This is a genomic window from Stella humosa (assembly GCF_006738645.1).
In the GTDB taxonomy this organism is placed as follows: domain Bacteria; phylum Pseudomonadota; class Alphaproteobacteria; order ATCC43930; family Allostellaceae; genus Allostella; species Allostella humosa.
On the sequence record NZ_AP019700.1, the window covers coordinates 5,116,432 to 5,134,474 of the forward strand.

Annotated in this window: 19 protein-coding genes and 1 tRNA gene; 12 read left to right on the forward strand and 8 right to left on the reverse strand. The window is 69.9% G+C overall.

Annotated elements, in window-relative coordinates:
- Positions 1-13: 13 nt before the first annotated feature.
- The 5 genes from STVA_RS23940 to STVA_RS23960 form a co-directional block, all read right to left on the reverse strand.
- The gene (locus STVA_RS23940; RefSeq protein WP_123692791.1) at positions 14-1,951 is read right to left on the reverse strand and encodes an AMP-binding protein; all 1,938 of its coding nucleotides are present in this window, start codon (positions 1,949-1,951) and stop codon (positions 14-16) included.
- A complete protein-coding gene (locus STVA_RS23945; protein WP_245978435.1) occupies positions 1,948-2,781 on the reverse strand; it encodes an ABC transporter ATP-binding protein in 834 nt (277 codons plus the stop codon). Before STVA_RS23945 ends, STVA_RS23940 begins: the two co-directional genes overlap by 4 nt.
- A 135-nt stretch (positions 2,782-2,916) precedes the next feature.
- Positions 2,917-3,174: a FitA-like ribbon-helix-helix domain-containing protein gene (locus STVA_RS23950; protein ID WP_123692793.1), complete on the reverse strand. Its 258-nt coding sequence runs from the start codon at positions 3,172-3,174 to the stop codon at positions 2,917-2,919.
- A gap of 60 nt (positions 3,175-3,234) precedes the next feature.
- Positions 3,235-4,551 (reverse strand): adenosylhomocysteinase, encoded by a 1,317-nt coding sequence (gene ahcY, locus STVA_RS23955; RefSeq protein ID WP_123692795.1) that lies wholly within the window; start codon positions 4,549-4,551, stop codon positions 3,235-3,237.
- A gap of 94 nt (positions 4,552-4,645) precedes the next feature.
- Entirely contained in the window at positions 4,646-6,040 is a 1,395-nt protein-coding gene (locus STVA_RS23960) for an SEL1-like repeat protein (RefSeq protein WP_123692797.1), read from the reverse strand.
- Between the two features lie 78 nt (positions 6,041-6,118).
- Between STVA_RS23960 and gmd the strand changes: the two genes are divergently transcribed.
- The 3 genes from gmd (at position 6,119) to STVA_RS23975 (ending at position 8,579) form a co-directional block, all read left to right on the forward strand.
- Positions 6,119-7,183 carry a GDP-mannose 4,6-dehydratase gene (gene gmd, locus STVA_RS23965; protein ID WP_179955419.1) on the forward strand — a complete coding sequence of 355 codons (1,065 nt, stop codon included), beginning with the start codon at positions 6,119-6,121 and terminating at the stop codon, positions 7,181-7,183.
- Complete coding sequence (locus tag STVA_RS23970; protein ID WP_123692997.1) at positions 7,167-8,132, forward strand: GDP-L-fucose synthase family protein; 966 nt, start codon at positions 7,167-7,169, stop codon at positions 8,130-8,132. Before gmd ends, STVA_RS23970 begins: the two co-directional genes overlap by 17 nt.
- Positions 8,133-8,288: 156 nt before the next feature.
- Positions 8,289-8,579 (forward strand): hypothetical protein, encoded by a 291-nt coding sequence (locus STVA_RS23975; RefSeq protein ID WP_123692798.1) that lies wholly within the window; start codon positions 8,289-8,291, stop codon positions 8,577-8,579.
- 143 nt (positions 8,580-8,722) lie between these two features.
- Here STVA_RS23975 and STVA_RS23980 read toward each other — a convergent pair whose 3' ends face one another.
- Positions 8,723-9,613, reverse strand: a complete 891-nt coding sequence (locus STVA_RS23980) for a LysR family transcriptional regulator (RefSeq protein ID WP_123692800.1) — start codon at positions 9,611-9,613, stop codon at positions 8,723-8,725.
- Positions 9,614-9,719: 106 nt separating this feature from the next.
- Here STVA_RS23980 and STVA_RS23985 point away from each other — a divergent pair, with 106 nt between their 5' ends.
- Genes STVA_RS23985 through STVA_RS23995 form a run of 3 tightly spaced genes read left to right on the forward strand, consistent with a single transcriptional unit; the run spans position 9,720 to position 11,303 of the window.
- The gene (locus tag STVA_RS23985; protein WP_123692802.1) at positions 9,720-10,445 is read left to right on the forward strand and encodes an SDR family oxidoreductase; all 726 of its coding nucleotides are present in this window, start codon (positions 9,720-9,722) and stop codon (positions 10,443-10,445) included.
- 10 nt (positions 10,446-10,455) lie between these two features.
- Positions 10,456-10,959: a carboxymuconolactone decarboxylase family protein gene (locus STVA_RS23990; protein ID WP_123692804.1), complete on the forward strand. Its 504-nt coding sequence runs from the start codon at positions 10,456-10,458 to the stop codon at positions 10,957-10,959.
- Positions 10,956-11,303: an Atu4866 domain-containing protein gene (locus tag STVA_RS23995; protein ID WP_170216605.1), complete on the forward strand. Its 348-nt coding sequence runs from the start codon at positions 10,956-10,958 to the stop codon at positions 11,301-11,303. The genes STVA_RS23990 and STVA_RS23995 overlap by 4 nt, the downstream gene beginning before the upstream one ends.
- Positions 11,304-11,312: 9 nt before the next feature.
- Here STVA_RS23995 and STVA_RS27795 read toward each other — a convergent pair whose 3' ends face one another.
- Positions 11,313-12,062 carry an SGNH/GDSL hydrolase family protein gene (locus tag STVA_RS27795; RefSeq protein WP_170216606.1) on the reverse strand — a complete coding sequence of 250 codons (750 nt, stop codon included), beginning with the start codon at positions 12,060-12,062 and terminating at the stop codon, positions 11,313-11,315.
- A 60-nt stretch (positions 12,063-12,122) separates the two neighbouring features.
- On the opposite strand from STVA_RS27795, the gene STVA_RS24005 reads away from it, so the two are divergent.
- The 3 genes from STVA_RS24005 to STVA_RS24015 are packed head-to-tail and all read left to right on the forward strand — an operon-like array spanning position 12,123 to position 15,237.
- Positions 12,123-13,481: a GDSL-type esterase/lipase family protein gene (locus STVA_RS24005; RefSeq protein WP_123692808.1), complete on the forward strand. Its 1,359-nt coding sequence runs from the start codon at positions 12,123-12,125 to the stop codon at positions 13,479-13,481.
- Between the two features lie 31 nt (positions 13,482-13,512).
- Positions 13,513-14,913 (forward strand): MBOAT family O-acyltransferase, encoded by a 1,401-nt coding sequence (locus tag STVA_RS24010; protein WP_123692810.1) that lies wholly within the window; start codon positions 13,513-13,515, stop codon positions 14,911-14,913.
- Between the two features lie 12 nt (positions 14,914-14,925).
- Positions 14,926-15,237 carry a hypothetical protein gene (locus tag STVA_RS24015; protein WP_123692812.1) on the forward strand — a complete coding sequence of 104 codons (312 nt, stop codon included), beginning with the start codon at positions 14,926-14,928 and terminating at the stop codon, positions 15,235-15,237.
- Positions 15,238-15,244: 7 nt separating this feature from the next.
- Here STVA_RS24015 and queC read toward each other — a convergent pair whose 3' ends face one another.
- Positions 15,245-15,991 (reverse strand): 7-cyano-7-deazaguanine synthase QueC, encoded by a 747-nt coding sequence (queC, locus tag STVA_RS24020; RefSeq protein ID WP_179955420.1) that lies wholly within the window; start codon positions 15,989-15,991, stop codon positions 15,245-15,247.
- Positions 15,992-16,088: 97 nt separating this feature from the next.
- On the opposite strand from queC, the gene STVA_RS24025 reads away from it, so the two are divergent.
- The 3 genes from STVA_RS24025 to STVA_RS24035 all read left to right on the forward strand — a co-directional run bounded on the left by STVA_RS24025 (position 16,089) and on the right by STVA_RS24035 (position 17,933).
- Positions 16,089-16,163 (forward strand) — tRNA-Gln (locus STVA_RS24025).
- A gap of 93 nt (positions 16,164-16,256) precedes the next feature.
- Complete coding sequence (locus STVA_RS24030; RefSeq protein WP_123692814.1) at positions 16,257-16,814, forward strand: LemA family protein; 558 nt, start codon at positions 16,257-16,259, stop codon at positions 16,812-16,814.
- Positions 16,815-16,844: 30 nt separating this feature from the next.
- Positions 16,845-17,933 carry a M48 family metallopeptidase gene (locus STVA_RS24035; RefSeq protein WP_123692816.1) on the forward strand — a complete coding sequence of 363 codons (1,089 nt, stop codon included), beginning with the start codon at positions 16,845-16,847 and terminating at the stop codon, positions 17,931-17,933.
- Positions 17,934-18,043 lie beyond the last annotated feature (110 nt).

Below are 18,043 nucleotides of genomic sequence, written 5' to 3' on the forward strand. Positions count from 1 at the left end.
CCGCACGCTCCCGTCAGGCGGCCCGCGCCGTGCTGCTGCCGGCCCCGCTGCCAGCCAGATCGACCACCCGCAGCGTCGTGCGGATTCGCTGCCGGGTGCCATCCTGGAAGGCGATCGTGGTGTCCACCGGCACGGTCGCGGCACCGGCATAGACGGCGTCGATGATGTCGCCGTACTTTTCGTTGATGACGGCGCGGCGCACCTTGCGGGTGCGCGTCAGCTCGCCGTCGTCGGCATCCAGTTCCTTGTAGAGCAGCAGGAACTTCTGGATACGCTGGGCCTCCGGCAGCTTGGCATTGACCGCCGCCACCTCTGCCAGCAGCAGCGCATAGACCTCGTCCTTGGCAGCCAGGTCGCTGTAGGTGGTGAAGGCGATGCGGCGCTTCTCGGCCCATTTCGAGACGGTGGGGAAGCGGATGCAGACGATCGCCGCCAGATGGTCGCGCCCGTCGCCCAGGATCACCGCCTCGGCGACGTAGGGCGAGAATTTCAGCTTGTTCTCGATGTATTGCGGCGAGAAGCGATGGCCCCGGACCGTCGTCGCCATGTCGCGGATGCGGTCGATGACGACGAGGTGGCCCTTGGGGTCGAAATAGCCGGCATCGCCCGTATGCATCCAGCCGTCGCGCAGGTCGGCCAGCGTCGCTTCCTCGTTGCGGTAGTACCCCGCGAACAGGTTCGGGTGGCGGGTGACGATCTCGCCCACGCCCTGCCCGTCCGGCTGGTCGATGCGGATTTCCACGCCCTGGTCGAAGCCGACGCCGACGGTATCGAAATCGACGTCGCCGGCGCGGTGGATGGTGTAGGCGCCCAGCAGCTCGGTCTGGCCGTAGAGTTGGCGCAGCGGCACGCCCAGCGCCTGGAAGAAGCGGAACGTCTCGGGCCCCAGGGCCGAGCCGCCGGTGGCAGCCGATTTCAGGCGCGAGAAGCCGAGCCGGTCGCGCAGCGCGCGGAACAGCACCTGCTCGGCCAGCCAGGAGCGGCCGCCGCCGTCCAGCGCCCGGGCCCCCAGCTTCATGCCGAGATCGAACAGGCGCTGCTTCAGGGGCGAGGCATCCATCATGCGCGCCCGCACGTCGGCCGCCATCGCCTCCCACACCCGCGGGGCGAAAAGGACGAAGGTGGCGCCGACCTCGCGGAAGTCGGCCATCATCGTCTCGGGCTCCTCGACGAAGTTCACCCGCATGCCGCAGACGAGCCATTTCCCGACGGCGTAGATCTGCTCCATGATCCAGGGCAGCGGCAGGACCGAGACATACTCGTCGTCGGCATCCTTGGGATCGGCCGCCAGGTAGGAGCGGCAGTGGCGGATGATGGAGCCGCCCGACAGCATCGCCACCTTGGGGTGGGACGTCGTGCCCGACGTGGTGCAGAGCACGGCCACATCGTCGGCCGCGCCGGCCGCGACCAAGTCTTCGAACCGCCGCGGCTCGGCCGTCGCCCGCGCCCGGCCCGCGGCCAGCAGGTCGGCCAGTGGCAGCAGGCGGGGGTCCTCGTACTTCCGCATGCCGCGCGGGTCGGCATAGACGATGTGGCGCACCGTCGGGATGCGGTCTTCCAGGCCCAGCAGCTTGTCGACCTGTTCCTCGTCCTCGGCCAGGATGACGGCGATGCCGGCATGGGTGATGAGGTAGGCGACCTCGTCTTCCAGCGCATCGCGATAGATGCCGAGGCTCATGGCGCCCAGCGCATGGGTCGCGACCTCGCCCATCACCCAGTCGGGCCGGTTGTCGCCGATGATGCCGACCACCTGGCCGCGGCCGACGCCCAGTCCCTCCAGCCCCAGCGCCGTGTCGCGCGTGCGCGCCAGCACCTCGCCCCAGGCGAGCGCCCGCCAGATGCCGAACTCCTTCTCGCGCATGGCAACGGCGGCGGCATTGGCGGTGCCGTTGTGCAGCAGCAGCTTGGGCAGCGTGTCGCAGCGATCGAAGTCGGCCGGGCTCCAGCTCATCGCCCGGCCTCCGCTTCGGCCGCTTCCACATCCTCGTCGTCGGCCACGCCCAGATAGGCGCGGCGCACCTGCGGATGGGCCATCACCTCGGCCGGCAGACCCAGCGCGATACGGCGGCCGAAATCCAGCACCATGACCCGGTGCGAGATGTCCATGACCACGCCCATGTCGTGCTCGATCATCACCACCGTCATCCCCCACTCCTCGTTGAGGTCGACGATGTAGCGGGCCATGTCCTCCTTCTCTTCGAGGTTCATGCCGGCCATGGGCTCGTCCAGCAGGATCAGCTCGGGCTTCAGGGCGATGGCGCGGGCCAGTTCCACCCGCTTGCGCAGGCCATAGGAAAGCGTGCCGGCCGTGGCCTTGCGGACGTGCTGGATCTCCAGGAAGTCGATGATCTCCTCGACCTCGCGGCGATGGGCCAGCTCCTCCTTCTGCGCGCCGCCCAGCCAGTAGAGGGCGCCCGACAGCACGTTCGAGCGCAAGAGGTGGTGGCGCCCGACCATGATGTTGTCGAGCACGCTCATATGGCCGAAGAGCGCGAGATTCTGGAAGGTTCGGCCGATGCCGATGGTAGCGCGGTGGTTGGGCGAGAGCTGGGTGACATCGCGCCCCTGGAAGCGGATCGTCCCCTTCTGCGGCCGGTAGCGGCCGGAGATGCAGTTCAGCATCGAGGTCTTGCCGGCCCCGTTCGGGCCGATGATGGCGAACAGCTCGCCCTTGGCGACGCCGAAGCCGACCTCGGTCAGCGCGCGCACGCCGCCGAAGGCGAGGCTGATGTCCTCGACCGTCAGGATCTGCGCGGGTGGCGTGATGATCGTATCGCCCAAGCGGGCACCCCTCCCCCGGCGGCGGGCGCTCTGCTGTTCGACTCGTCGGCACCCTTCCGCTGCGACATAGAGCTATCCGGCTGCCGGGGCCAAGGCAACACCGCCGATGGGAGCGCCGGTTTCAGCCGACGGAAATCAATATCTGCGTATGCCCGCATCCATCGGGCGAGCCGGTGTTCCCTTGAACTCCGGCAGGTCTTCATCCAGCCCGATGGATTGGAATCGCCGTGCGATCCGAGCCGCTATGTGTTCCGATGCCGGCGGCTCGATGCGTACGGCATCGCCCAGAACTTCCCGGACGGTGGCCTCCAGGCTCTGGCCACGGCTTTGCGCGAGAGCGCGCAGCCTTTCCATCACATCCTGGTCGATATCCCCCACCGTAAGTTGGGCCATGCCGGCATCGCCATCGATTTTGCAGCTACGATGGCAACGCCGGACACGGTTCGCAATCGCTCAGTAGCGATAGTGCTCCGGCTTGTAGGGGCCGGCATCCTTCACGCCGATATAGTCGGCCTGGGCGGCGGACAGCTTGGTCAGGCGGGCGCCCAGCTTGTCGAGATGGAGGGCGGCCACCTTCTCGTCCAGGTGCTTGGGCAGGACGTAGACCTGCCGCTCGTAGCGGCCGACATTGTTCCAGAGCTCGATCTGCGCCAGCACCTGGTTGGTGAAGGACGCGCTCATCACGAAGCTCGGGTGGCCGGTGGCGCAGCCGAGATTGACCAGGCGGCCCTTGGCCAGGACGATCAGGCGCTTGCCGTCGGGGAAGACCACCTCGTCGACCTGCGGCTTCACCTCGTCCCAGGTGTAGTTGGAGAGGGACGCGATCTGGATCTCGCTGTCGAAGTGGCCGATGTTGCAGACGATCGCCCGGTCCTTCATCTGCCGCATATGGTCGAGCGTGATGACGTCGATGTTGCCGGTCGCGGTGACGAAGATGTCACCCATGGACGCGGCATCGTCCATCGTCACCACCTGGTAGCCTTCCATCGCCGCCTGCAAGGCGCAGATCGGGTCGATCTCGGTCACCATGACGCGGGCGCCCTGGCTGCGCAGCGAGGCGGCCGAGCCCTTGCCGACATCGCCATAGCCGGCGACGACGGCGATCTTGCCAGCCAGCATCACGTCGGTCGCGCGCTTGATGCCGTCGACCAGGCTCTCGCGCACACCATAGAGGTTGTCGAACTTCGACTTGGTGACGCTGTCGTTGACGTTGATCGCCGGGATCTTGAGCGTGCCCTTGCGCGCCATCTCGTAGAGGCGGTGGACGCCGGTCGTCGTCTCCTCGGACACGCCCTTCACGTCGGCCAGCAGTTCCGGATAGCGCTCGTGCATGATGATGGTCATGTCGCCGCCGTCATCCAGCAGCATGTTCGGGCGCCAGCCCGGCTTGCCGTCGATGTCCGGGCCCTTGATCGTCTGCTCGATGCACCAGTCGTATTCTTCCTCGGTCTCGCCCTTCCAGGCGAACACGGGGACGCCGACGGCGGCGATCGCGGCCGCGGCCTGGTCCTGGGTCGAGAAGATGTTGCACGAGCTCCAGCGCACCGAGGCGCCGAGATGGACCAGCGTCTCGATCAGGACGGCGGTCTGGATGGTCATGTGCAGGCAGCCGGCGACGCGCGCGCCCTTCAGCGGCTGCGACTTACCGAACTCGGCGCGCAGCGCCATCAGGCCCGGCATCTCCGTCTCGGCGATGGCGATTTCCTTGCGGCCCCAGTCGGCGAGGCCGATGTCCTTAACCTTGAAGTCGGGCGAAGCGGCAGCGGCCATGGATAGATCCCCTCGGGAAGGTAGGTATCCCCCCGAATAGCAACGGCCGCCGCGCGACGCAACAAGAAATAAAGATATCTTTATGTCATGGCGCTCAGCGCGGCGACGGCGCCTCCAGCCGGCGGAGCAGTTCCGGCGTCGCCAGCCCGTCCTGGGCGATGCCCTCGTCGCGCTGGAAACGGCGGATGGCATCGGCGGTGCGCTCGCCGAAGCTGCCGTCGGCCGCCCCCGGCTTGTAGCCGCGCGCGGTCAACAGGCGCTGCAGGTCGGCCACCAGGGCCGGGTCGGCGCTGCCGATCGGGCGCTGGCGGGCCTGGTTCAGGTCCTGCGGCGGCAGGCGCCGGGCGATCTGCTCCATCCGCTCCTTGGCGTCGCCATCGCCGGATTCCAGCGCGCGGGCGTACCAGCGATAGGCCTCCAGGTCATCGACCGCGCCCGTCAGGCCGCGCTCGTGCAGCACGCCCAGATTGTAGGCGGCCTTGGCAAAGCCCTGGTCGGCGGCGCGGCGGAACCAGGTAGCGGCCGCCGGATAGTCCTGCGGCAGGCCGCGGCCCTCGGCCAGGACGATGCCCAGATTGTACTGCGCGCCGGGATGCCCCTGCTCGGCCGCGGCGCGATAGAGGCGGGCGGCCTCCGGCAGGTTGGCGGCGACGCCCAGGCCGCGCTCGGTCAGGACCGCCAGGTTGAACTGGGCATTGGCCATGCCCGAGGCGGCCGCGCGGCCGAACCACTTGGCGGCGGCGGCATAGTCGCGCGGCACGCCGCGGCCGTCGGCATAGAGCACGCCCAGGTCGTGCTGGGCCGTGGGGTCGTTCTTCTCGGCCTTCTCGCGGAAGGTGGCGGCGGCCAGGGCGGCGGCCGAATCCGGAACGGAGTTCGGCAGGGTGGAGTTGCCGGGCGTGCCCAGCGACGGCGCCACGCCGGGCGCTGCCCGGCCGGCGGCCTGCTGCTGGGCGGCGGGCGGCTGACCTGCGATCTGCACCGTGGTGCCGCTGGAGCCATCGCCGCCCGACGGCCGCATGAGCCAGATCCCGGCCAGGAGGACGAGGACCACGGCCGCTGCCCCGACCAGCACGGTGCGCCGGCCCTGGACGCGGTGATGCACCAGCGGGTGGGACGCGATGCGCCGGCGCACCTGGTCGAGATGCGGGGCGATGCGTGGCCCGAAGCGGCCGGCGGCGCCGCGCACGCGCCCGCCCATCCGGCCGGCCGTCGCCCCGGTCATATTGCGCAATCCTTCGAGGGCGGCGCCGACATTGCCGATGCCGCCGCCGGTGCTGCGCGGGGCCGGTCGTGGGGCCGGGGGCCTGACCGGCTGGACCGGCAGGTCGACCTCCACCGGCAGCGCCTGGCGCGCGCCCTGGATGACGCGAAGGTCGAGCCAGTCGGCCGGGCTGAGGCGCACCGTGCCGGCCGCCGCCTCGACCAGCGCCCGCGTCGCCGGATCGAGCCGGAGGAGAAGCTGCGTCGCCGTGCTGGCGGTCGTCATCGTCCCGTCCTCCGGAAACCGAGTAGGATTCCGACTCGTGCTATATGAAGGACATCAGCGGGGGGCATTGTTGGATCCATGGGCGACAAGATTGCACTGATCACGGGCATCACGGGCCAGGACGGCGGTTACCTGGCGGAGCTGCTGCTGGCCAAGGGCTATGTGGTCCATGGCGTCCGGCGTCGGTCGTCGTCGTTCAACAGCGGGCGAATCGACCATCTCTACCGTGATCCCCACGAGTCGGGGGTTCGCTTCTTCCTGCATTACGGCGACCAGACCGACTCCAGCAACCTCATCCGCCTGGTGCAGGAAACCCGCCCGGACGAAATCTACAACCTGGCCGCCCAGAGCCATGTCGGCGTCAGCTTCGAGACGCCGGAATATACCGGCAACGCCGATGGCCTGGGCACGCTGCGGCTGCTGGAGGCGGTGCGCCTGCTCGGCCGCACCCAGGATTGCCGATTCTATCAGGCTTCCACCTCGGAACTCTATGGCGACATCCAGGTGTGGCCGCAGAACGAGCTGACGCCGTTCCGCCCGCGCAGCCCCTATGGCGTGGCCAAGCTGTACGCCTATTGGATCACCGTGAACTATCGCGAGGCCTGGGGCCTGCACGCCTCGAACGGCATCCTTTTCAACCATGAGAGCCCGACTCGCGGCGAGACCTTCGTCACCCGCAAGATCACCCGCGCCGTCGCCGCCATCGCCACCGGCCGCCAGGATGCGCTCTATCTCGGCAACCTCGACGCCATCCGCGACTGGGGCCATGCACGCGACTATGTCGAGGGGATGTGGCGGATGCTGCAGCAGCCGACGCCGGACGACTATGTGCTGGCGACCGGCGAGGAGAACAGCGTCCGCGGCTTCGTCGAGGCGGCCTTCGCCGAGGTCGGCACCCGCATCGAGTGGAAGGGCTCTGGCGTCGAGGAGACCGGCCTCGATGCCGCCACCGGCCGCACCCTGGTGCGCATCGACCCCGGCTATTTCCGCCCGACCGAGGTGCCGCGCCTGATCGGCGACGCCAGCAAGGCGCGCGAGCGGCTGGGTTGGGAGCCCAAGATCAAGTTCAAGGAGCTGGTGCAGGAGATGGTGCAGTCCGACCTGGCGCGGATCGGCGCCGGACGGGATGGCGGCCATAGCTGAGCTGCCCTACCGGTTGGCCGGGCGGCGCGTCTGGGTTGCCGGCCATCGCGGGATGGTCGGCAGCGCGCTCGTCCGCCGCCTGCAAGGCACGGGTTGCGAGGTCCTGACGGTCGGCCGCGATACGCTAGACCTGCGCCGGCAGGAGCCGGTCGAGCGCTGGCTGGCCGAGACGCGCCCCGATGCCGTGATCCTCGCCGCCGGCACGGTGGGCGGCATCCTCGCCAATGATTCCCGGCCGGTCGACTTCCTCTACGACAACATCGCCATCGCCCAGAATGTCGTCGACGCATCCTGGCGGGCCGGCGTGACCAAGCTGCTGTCGCTCGGGTCGACATGCATCTATCCGCGCACCGCGCCCGTGCCGACGCGCGAGGATGCGTTGCTGACCGGGCCGCTGGAGCCGACCAACGAGTGGTACGCGATCGCCAAGATCGCCGGCATCAAGCTGTGCCAGGCCTATCGCCGGCAGCATGGCTGCGACTTCATCTCGGCCATGCCGACCAACCTCTACGGCCCGGGCGACAACTTCGACCTCGCCAGCAGCCATGTCGTGCCCGCCCTGATGCGCAAGTTCGCGGCTGCGGCGGAGCATGGCGGCCCGGTCGAGATCTGGGGCAGCGGCCGGCCGCGCCGCGAATTCCTGCATGTCGACGACTGCGCGGATGCCTGCATCCACTTGCTGCAGCACTATTCTGACGACAGCCACGTCAATGTCGGCACCGGCTCCGATATCTCGATCGGGGAGCTGGCCGGCATTATCGCCGAGGTCGTGGGCTATCGGGGCGAATTGCGCTTCGACGCGAGCAAGCCGGACGGCGCACCGCATCGCCGGCTCGACAGCAGCCTGCTGGCCGGTCTCGGCTGGCAACCGCGCTACGATCTTCGCCGGGGGCTGGTGGAAACCTATGACTGGTTCCGGCAGGCGGCCGGCCAGCGCCGTGGCGGCTGATCACGGAACGGTCATCGGCCGGTCACCGTGGAGTGAGCGAGCGTGATTCGCCCCGGCGCGGGTCGGGGACTACCTTCTGGTCATGAGGACGGCGCGGGGATGGACCGGGTCGCCCACCTAGATTGGCCAGCCGGCCAGATTGACCAGGAGGTTCCCATGACCAAGCTCATTTCCGCCGCTGCCATCGCTTCGCTGATCGCCTTCGGTGCCGTCGCTTCCCCCCTGTCGCTCGATGCCGGCAAGTTCGGCATGAACCAGGATGACGGCAAGTACGGCCAGTTGCTCGACGAGGGCAAGTTCGGCGCCAACGCCGACGAGGGCAAGTTCGGCGCGAATGCCGACGAAGGCAAGTACGGCCGCAACATGGACGAGGGCAAGTACGGCCGCAACCTCGACGACGGCAAGTTCGGCCAGTCGGTCGACGCCGACCAGAAGCTCGGCCGCTAAGCCTCTACGGCCGGCACCAGGCGCTCCCCCTCGCCTCCGAGCGGTTCCCCCCGGCCGCTCGGGCCGGCCGCCTCCCGACGAGATCTCCCTCCTTGACCTTGGCCGCGGCGCAATCCGCGGCCTTTTCTTTGTTCAGCGGGCTGTCAGCGCGAGCGCCGCAGATACTCGACCAGCGCCGCCAGCTTCGGTGCCAGGTTCCGACGGCTGGGGTAGAAGAGATAGAAGCCGGCGAAGTGGGGACAGAACGCTTCCAGGACCGGCACGAGTTCGCCCTGGTCGATGGCCGGGCGGAAGCTCTCTTCCATGCCGAAGGTGATGCCCGCGCCCGCCACGGCCAGCTTGATCATCAATGCCATGTCGTTCGTCGTGACTGCCGGCGCGACATGCACGCTGAATTCCCGGCCGTGCTCGGCGAACTCCCAGCGATAGGGCGCGACCCTGGGGGCCGGGCGCCAACCGATGCAGCGGTGGCCGGGCAGCTCGCGCGGGTGGGCGGGCACGCCCATCCGGTTGCGATAGGCCGGCGCGCAGACGGCAAGCTGCCGCTCCGCTCCGGCGACGGGGACCGCGATCATGTCCTGCTCGATCACCTCGCCCAGGCGAACGCCCGCATCGTACCCCTCGGCCACGATGTCGAAGGCCTCGTCGGTCACGGTGACGTCGAGCTGGATGCCCGGGTTGGCCGCGACGAACCCCGCCAGGAACGGGCCTGCCAGAAAGCGCTCGGCGATGGACGAGACGGCCAGCCGCAGCTGCCCGCGCGGCTGGCCGAGCAGATTTCCGGTCGCCTCGACGGCGGCCCGCATGTCGGCGATGGCGGGCGCCGCCTCGGCATGCAGGCGCGCGCCCGCCTCGGTCAGGCTGACGCTGCGCGTGGTGCGCTGGACGAGCGCTATTCCCACCCGCTCTTCCAGCCGCCGGATCGTCTGGCTGACAGCCGACCGCGTGACGCCGAGCCGGTCGGCCGCAGCGCGGAAGCTCCGCTCCTCGGCCACCAGAACGAAGACCGCGAGCGCGTTGAGATCGGGCTCCATTGGTTAGATATACTTTCCAGGTCGTAAACAAATAGTCGGCTTATCACGACAATGACCCAGACCCATCTTGCGGGCAACGATCAACGCAAGACGGGAGATTCGGAGCATGTCCCTCGACAAGGTCATCCTCATCACCGGTGCCTCCAGCGGCATCGGCGCGGGCATTGCCCGTGAACTGGGTCGAGCCGGCGCCAGGCTGATGCTGGGCGCCCGCCGCACCGATCGGCTGGAGACGCTGGCCGCCGAGATCAACGCGCTGGGCGGGCAGGCGTTGACGCGCCGCCTGGACGTGACCGACCGCGCCGATGTCGCCGCCTTTGCCGAGGCGGCCCGGCAGGCCTGGGGCCGGGTCGACGTGCTCGTCAACAATGCCGGCGTCATGCCGCTGTCCCGGATGGCCGTGCTGAAGGTCGAAGAGTGGGACCGCATGGTCGACGTCAACGTCAAGGGCGTACTCTACGGCATCGCGGCCGTGCTGCCCGATATGACGGCCCGCGGCGCCGGCCATGTCATCAACATCGCGTCGATCGGCGCGCTGTCGGTCGTGCCGACGGCGGCCGTCTACTGCGCGACCAAGCATGCGGTGCGCGCGATCTCCGAGGGGCTGCGGCAGGAGAACGATCGCATCCGCGTCACCTGCATCCATCCGGGCGTGGTCGAGAGCGAACTCGCCGACACGATCACCGACCCGGAGGCCGCCGCGGCCATGCAATCCTATCGCGCCGTCGCATTGCAGCCGGATGCCATCGGCCGCGCCGTGCATTTCGCCATTGCGCAGCCGGACGATGTCGACGTCAGCGAGATCGTCGTCCGACCGACAGCCAGCCGCTAGGGAGGAAGCGATGAACATCCGAATTCCCACGACCGGCGCCATGCTCCTGGCGGCCGTTGCCGCCGGGCCAGTCCCGGCCGCCTCGCAGACGACGGAGGAGCGTCTCCGGCGCGGCGATGCCGTCGTCCGGAGCCTGAACAACGGCCTGCCGCAACCCACGCTGGAGCGCATGCGCCAGGAATTCCCATTCCTGGCCGATGCGACCCAGGGCTATGCGCTGGGTGAGGTGTGGTCAAGGCCGGGCCTCGACGGCCGGACCCGCCAGCTTGCGGCCGTGGCCGCGTTCGCCGCGATCGGCGAGACCACCTTCATGAAGGTCCATGCCGGCTACGCCCTCAACATCGGCGTCTCCGCCGACGAACTGAAGGAGATCATCTACATGGTGACGGTGCCGGCGGGCTTTCCCCGGGCGATCGCCGCTTCGCAGGCCCTGTCCGCGCTGTTGGCCGAACGCGCCAGCGCCCCCGACGGCCAGACTTCACCCGACGGCCAGCACCCGGATGCCACGCGATGAGAACGATCCGGAAGCTCGCCGTCGCCGCCCTCCTTCTGGGTGCCGCCGTTTCACCCGCGCAGCAGAGCGTTGCCCAGATGACCACCACGCCGCCCGCCGCCGAGACCGCAAGCCACCCCTATGCCGGCATGTGGGTGACAGCCGACGGCCACATCCGCCACCACCTGCTGCCCAACGGCCGCTACGACGAGGCGCGCGGCAGCCGGGAAAGCGCCTATCGCGGCCGCTACGCGGTGCGCGGCAACCACATCGACTATTGGGACGATACCGGCTTCACCGCCGATGGCACGTTCATCGACGGCGTGCTGCATCATGGCGGCATGATCTTCCGCCGCCGCGAATAGCCGGAGCCGTCAGGGCTCCGCCGGCGGCCGGGTGGCCGCGATCCGGTCCAGCACGAGGTCGGCCACCATGCGGTAGCCGATCTCGGCGAAATGGGCGCCGTCATCGGCCCGCAGCCGGCGCGGCCCCCGGCCGGCGTCAGGCAGGTAGGCCATATAGGCGCCATCGGGGGCCGCGATGGCCGAGGCGATCGCGATCCAGTGCTCGCCCCGGGCCGCCACCCGCTCCTGCTGCAACTGGTTGATCGCCTGCATGCCGCGATTGTTCGTCTCGTCGCGGAGCACCGGCAGCGCCACCCAGTAGACCGGGATGCGCGCCGCCTTGGCGACGTCGATCAGTTCGTCGATGCGGGTGGCATAGAGGCGCGCCCAGTCGGCGGTATTGAAGTCGTGCCGCCGCCGCGTGTCGGGATCGACGATCGCGCGGAAATCGTTCAGCCCCATCCACATCACCACCGCGTCGAGGCGGCGCTCGGCGACCATGCCCTCGAGCTTCGTCTTCCAGTTCAGGTCGTGATAGCGGGTGAAGCCTGTCGACTGCACGCCGGCAGCGACCACGGTCATCTGGCCCACCTGCCGCGCCTTCACCGACAGGGAACTGCCCAGGCCCTGGGCAAGCGAGTCGCCGATCACGGCCACGCGCAGGGGGCGCTGGGGGGCTTCGACCTCGGCGGACCAGGCCGCACCAGCCCGGATGGACACCAGCGCGGCGGCGATGGAGATGGCGAGCGCACCCAGCGCCCGTCTGCGGCTGACGACCATGGCCCCCCTCAGTTTCGGCTGGACACCCGGTCCCGCCCGTCCGAAACAATACCACCCTGCATGATCCGATCGAAGGCCATCGCCCGCAGAGCCCGGGCCGTGGCGGCCGTCATGGCCGCCCTCGTCACCCTGGGAGGCTGCAGCAGCAGCGAGTCGGCGACGATCGCCCCGACGGCCACCGGCACGGTCGCTGCCGTCGGCGGCGGCCCGTGCGGCACCGGCCGGGCGGACCCGCTGCGGCTGGAGCCGCTGGCACCGGCCCGGCCGGCCGCCGCCCGGCCGACCTACGGCCGCGAGCCCCTGGGGAGCTTCTACGACGCGCTGACCATGCTGGAGCGACGGCAAACGAGCGAGCCGGTTTCCGTCCTGATCCTGGGCGACAGCCACATGGCCGGCCACTTCTTCGCCGGCCGCGTGCGCGAGAAGCTGCAGGCCCGCTTCGGGTCGGCCGGGCCGGGGGCGATCCCGGGGCGGGCCACCCATCGCGCCTATCGCAATCCCCTGGCCGAGGTGCAGCAGGCCGGCAACTGGGCCGGTGTCAACAGCCTGCGCCCGACCACGCCCGGCCCGTTCGGCCTCAGCTTCTATCGCCTGCGTGCCGAGGAGGCCGGATCGACCTTGGTCGCCGCGGCAACCGAGCCCGCCGGCTTCGACCGGTTGACGGCATCGGTCGTGCGCCTGCCGGACGGCGGCGGGCTGCGGGTCTCGGCCAACGGTTGTGTGCTCGGATCGGTCGCGACCGCCGGCGATGGCACGGTCGCCCTGGTGGCCGACCTCCCGCGCGGCACGACCGAGGTGAGCATCGAAACGACCGGCGGCCCGGTGGAGCTGATCGGCTGGCGGCTGACCCGCGGGCGCGGCCTGCTGGTCGAGAACCATGGGGTGAACGGCGCCCAGCTTGCCATGCTGTCCCATGTCGAGCCGGAGATCCTGGCGGCCGAGTTGCGGCGACGCGACCCCGCCCTGATCGTGCTGGCCTTCGGCACCAACGAGGCCTTCGCGGCCGACTTCTCCGAGAGCCGCTACCGCGCGCTGGTGACAGAGCGGGTGGATGCGCTGCGCCGGGCCGTTCCCCGCGCCTCGATCCTGATCGTCGGCCCGCCCGATTCGGCAGTGCCCAGTCGCGCGCCCGCCCCCGCCCGCGGCCGCAAGCCGGTCGGCTGCCGCTGGCAGGAACCGCCGAGCCTGGCCCCGGTGAAGGCCGCCCTGCGCCAGGCGGCCGCCGAGCTGGGCGTCGCCTACTGGGACTGGTCGAAGCTGACGCGGGGCGCCTGCGGGGTCGACGCCATGACGAAGCGGACACCGCCCCTGGCCCAGGCCGACCACGTCCACTTCACGGCCGATGGCTATGTGGAGGCGGCCGACCAGTTCGCCCGCTTCCTGACCGACGGCTACGCGCGGCGTCGCAAGACCTCCTGACCAGACCGCCCGAGACCGGCCGCCGCCGCCCATGCTGTTCCCCACGACGCAGTTCCTGGTCTTCTTCTGCGTCGTGTTCGCCCTGCATTGGCGGCTGGTGGCCTGGCCGCGCCTCGACAAGGCGATGCTGCTGGCGGCGAGCTGGTTCTTCTATGCCTGCTGGGACCCGCGCTTCCTGCTGCTGCTGGCCTTCAGCGCCGGCAATTCATGGATCGCCGGCCGGCTGCTGGACAGGCTGCCGCCGGGCCAGGGACACCGGGCCGTCACCGCCGCTTCGGTCGGCCTGCACCTGCTGACGCTGGGCTTCTTCAAGTACTATGCCTTCTTCGTGCCGGAGCTGCTGGCGCTGGCCGGCGGCCACGGCATCGACCTGCCCCTGCCGCTGCTGGAGATCGTGCTGCCGGTCGGCATCTCGTTCTTCACCTTCCAGGGCATCTCCTACGTCGTCGACGTGGCCCGCGGCGACGCCCGGGCGGCGCGCGACCCGCTCGACGTCTTCCTCTACATCTCGTTCTTCCCGCACCTGGTGGCCGGCCCGATCGTGCGCGCGGCCAACTTCCTGCCGCAGCTGGCAGCACCCTTGTCGCGCGACCGGGTGCCGCTGGTGATGGCCGGGCTGCTGATCCTGGGCGGGCTGTTCAAGAAGATGGTCATCGCCAACGGCCTGGCGACCGGGCTCGTCGACCCGGTCTTTGCCGATCCGGCCGCCCATGGCGCGCTTGACCTGTGGCTGGCGACCTATGGCTACGCGATCCAGATCTACTGCGACTTCTCGGCCTATTCGGACATCGCCATCGGCGTCGCCGCCCTGCTCGGCTTTCACTTCCCGCGCAATTTCGACCAGCCTTACCGTGCCCGCTCGCTGGCGGAGTTCTGGCGGCGCTGGCACATCTCGCTCTCCAGCTTCCTGCGCGACTATCTCTACCGGCCGCTGGGCGGCAACCGGCGCGGGCCGCGGCGGACGATGGCAAACCTTCTCATCGTCATGCTGCTGGGCGGACTGTGGCACGGGGCCGCGTGGACGTTCGTGCTGTGGGGCCTGCTGCACGGGCTGGTCCTGGCGCTGGAGCGGCTGATCGGCTGGAAGGGGGCGGAGGGCTGGCGCGGCGTCCTGGCGGCAGTGATCGTCTTCCACGTCGTCTGCGCCGGCTGGGTGCTTTTCCGCAGCCCCGATGTCGCTGCGGCGGGCCAGGTCTTCGCGGGTCTTTTCGGCGGCGGCTGGAGTGCCGGGCGGGCGACGCCCTTCGCCGTCGGGCTGATCGCGCTGGGCCTGGCGCTGCACTGGCTGCCCGCCGGCTGGCTCAGCCAGGTGGAGCGGGCCCTGGCCGGCTGGCCCGCCTGGGCCTTCGGTCTGGCGGCCGGCGTCTGCCTGGTCGCGATCGACGCGGCCGGGCCAGACGGTGTCGCCCCCTTCATCTATTTCCGCTTCTGAGGAAGGAGCCCGATGCGCCAGCCCTGGCTAGAGGCCGCCGACCCGCCGCCCGGTTCGGTACCCGATCTCTTCACCCGCAACAGCCCGGTCCGCAGCGCCGGCAAGGCCGGTATCGCCGTGGCGGTCGCCGTGGTCGTGCTGATCCTCGGCACCACGACCGAGCAGGCCAAGGCCGTCTGGGATCTGCCCAACTGGCCGGGTGCCGACCTGCTGACCGCCGCCGTCGAGCACCTGGACGGGGCAGCCCGGGCGATCGGCCTCGACCGGCCGCACGCCGCCCTGCGCGCGCTCGTCCGCCGGCTGGAGGAAGCGCGCTTCGACTGAGCGGCGCCTACAGGGCCGGGGCGGTGGCGCCCCCGGCGCGATAGGCGATCCAGCCCGACCGTCGCAGGTCGCAGGCCGGGCACCCGCCGCAGCCATAGCCCCAGTCATGGCGCTGCGTGCGGTCGCCCAGGTAGCAGCTCACCGTTTCCTCGACGATCGCCTCGACCAGGGCCGGCCCGCCCAGCCCCTCGGCCAGGCGCCAGGTCGCCGCCTTGTCGCGCCACATCAGCGGCGTGTGGAGCGTGACCCGCCGGTCCATGCCGAGCGTGAGCGCCACCTGCAATGCCTTCAGCGTGTCGTCGCGACAGTCGGGATAGCCGGAATAGTCGGTTTCGCACATGCCGCCCACCAGGTGGCGAATGCCGCGGCGATAGGCGAGTGCTGCCGCATAGGTGAAGAACAGCAGGTTGCGGCCCGGCACGAAGGTGCTGGGCAGGCCGGCCGCGTTCACCGTGATCTCGGCCTCGCGGGTCAGTGCCGTCTCGCTGATGCGGCCCAGCGTCGTCAGGTCGAGCAGATGGTCGTCGCCCAGCCGGGCGGCCCAGGCGGGATTGAGGCCAGCGAAGCCGTCGCGCAGGCGCGGCCGGCAGTCGAGTTCCACCCGGTGGCGCTGGCCATAGTCGAACCCCACCGTCTCCACCCGCCCGAAGCGGTCGAGCGCCCAAGCGAGGCAGGTGGCGGAATCCTGGCCGCCGGAGAGGAGGACGAGGGCGGGTTCGGCGGCGAGCGACATCTGGACACCCGGGAGCGACATGGCGGAACTGTGCTTGCGCATAGCATACCACGTGCCGCCCTTGCCCCCGCCGCGACGGCCGACTAGTTTGCCGGCCGACCCGCCGAACGGCGATCGTTGGGGCGTAGCCAAGTGGTAAGGCAGCGGATTTTGATTCCGCCATTCCCAGGTTCGAATCCTGGCGCCCCAGCCAATCCATCCCCACGAGTGAACCACCCACGCAGCAGGTGCGACCAAGGCCACGCGCAAGGGCTATTGTCGCGCATCGTGGCAGGGTGGGGTTCCGATGGAATGGATCGTTCTGGGCGCAGTCGTTCTCGTCATCCTCTATGTGGTCGTCGTCTACAACCGGCTCGTCGCCCTGCGGCAGACCACCAACCAGGCCTGGGCCGACGTCGATGTGCAGCTGAAGCAGCGCCACGACCTGGTCCCCAACCTGGTGGAGACGGTGAAGGGCTATGCCGGGCATGAGCGCCAGACGCTGGAACAGGTGGTGGCCGCCCGCAACGCCGCTGTCGCCGCCCATGGCCCGGCCGAGGCCGGACAGGCCGAGGCAGCACTGTCGGGCGCGCTCGGCCGGATGTTCGCGCTGGCCGAATCCTACCCCGACCTGAAGGCCGCGACCAACTTCCTGGAGTTGCAGCGCGACCTGTCGGACCTGGAGAACCGCATCGCGGCGGCCCGCCGCTTCTTCAACAATGCGGTGTCGGAGTTCAATGCGGCGATCGAGCAGATCCCGGCCGTCTTCTTCGCCGGCATCGCCGGCTTCCGTGCGCGCACCTTCTTCGAGCTGGGGGCGGACGAGCGACGGCAGGTGGAGACCGCGCCCAAGGTCGCGTTCTGACCGCCGGCCGAGCCGGACGGGAGGCCAGCCATGATCGGCACGATCGGACTGAAAACCCACCTGTGGAACAACGCGGCCAGGTCGATCCTGCTGCTGGCGGGGTTCCCGCTGCTGCTGCTGCTGATCGCCTATGCCATCGCCCTGCTCATCGAGGCCGGCAGCAGCCCCAGCGTCGCCGAGGGGCTGGCGGCCGCCGGCCGCCGGCTGCCGGTGCTGGCGCCGATCGCGGTGGCGGCCGCACTCGCCTGGTTTGCGGTCGCCTGGTTCGCCAATGCCCGGCTGGTGACGGCGATGACGGGCGCGCGCATGGTGACCCGGCGCGACGAGCCGCGGCTGCATGCCCTGCTGGAGACTCTGTGCATCGCCCGCGGCCTGCCGATGCCGCGGCTCGGCATCATCGAGACCGACGCACTCAACGCCTATGCCGCCGGCGTCACCCAGGCCCAGCAGGTGATCGTCGTCACCCGCGGCCTCCTGACCGCCCTCGACGAGGCGGAGGTCGAGGCGGTGCTGGCCCATGAGCTGAGCCATATCCGCCATGGCGACGTCCGCATGCTGATGGTGGCGACCGTCTTCGTCGGCATCATCTCGCTGCTGGCCGACCTGGTCAGCCGCGGCTGGCGGCACGTGCCGACCGGCCCGACCGGCGGCACCCGCAGCCGCAGCGGCAGTTCGGGCGGCAGCGGTTCCGGCGGCTCCAGTTCCAGCAGCCGCAAGGGCAATGCAGGTGCCGCCATCGTCCTGGTGCTGATCGCGGTCGCCTGCATCTTCGCCGCGCGCATGCTGGCGGTCGCCATCCGCTTCGCCCTGTCGCGCCGGCGGGAGTTCATGGCGGATGCCGGCGCGGTCGAGCTGACCCGCGACCCCGACGCCATGATCGCGGCCCTGCGCAAGATCGAGGGCCGGTCGGCGGTGGCGGGCGTGCCCGACGATCTGCGCGCCATGTTCATCGACGACGGGGCCGCGACCGGCTTCTTCCAGCGGCTGACCGCCACCCACCCTTCGATCGGCGAGCGGGTGGCAGCCCTGGTCGCCTTTGCCGGCGGGCGCGACCCGGGCCCGCGACCGGCCGCCGATCCCCTCGCGGCCACCACGATCCTGAAATCGAGCGCGGCTTAGGATAGAAAAGACGGGATCGGCCGCCCGCAGTCGCGTCGGCCCGAGCCATGCGACGACGGAGACGAGTGGCCTTCCCCCCGTGACCTTGCCGCCCGAACAGCCAGCGCCAC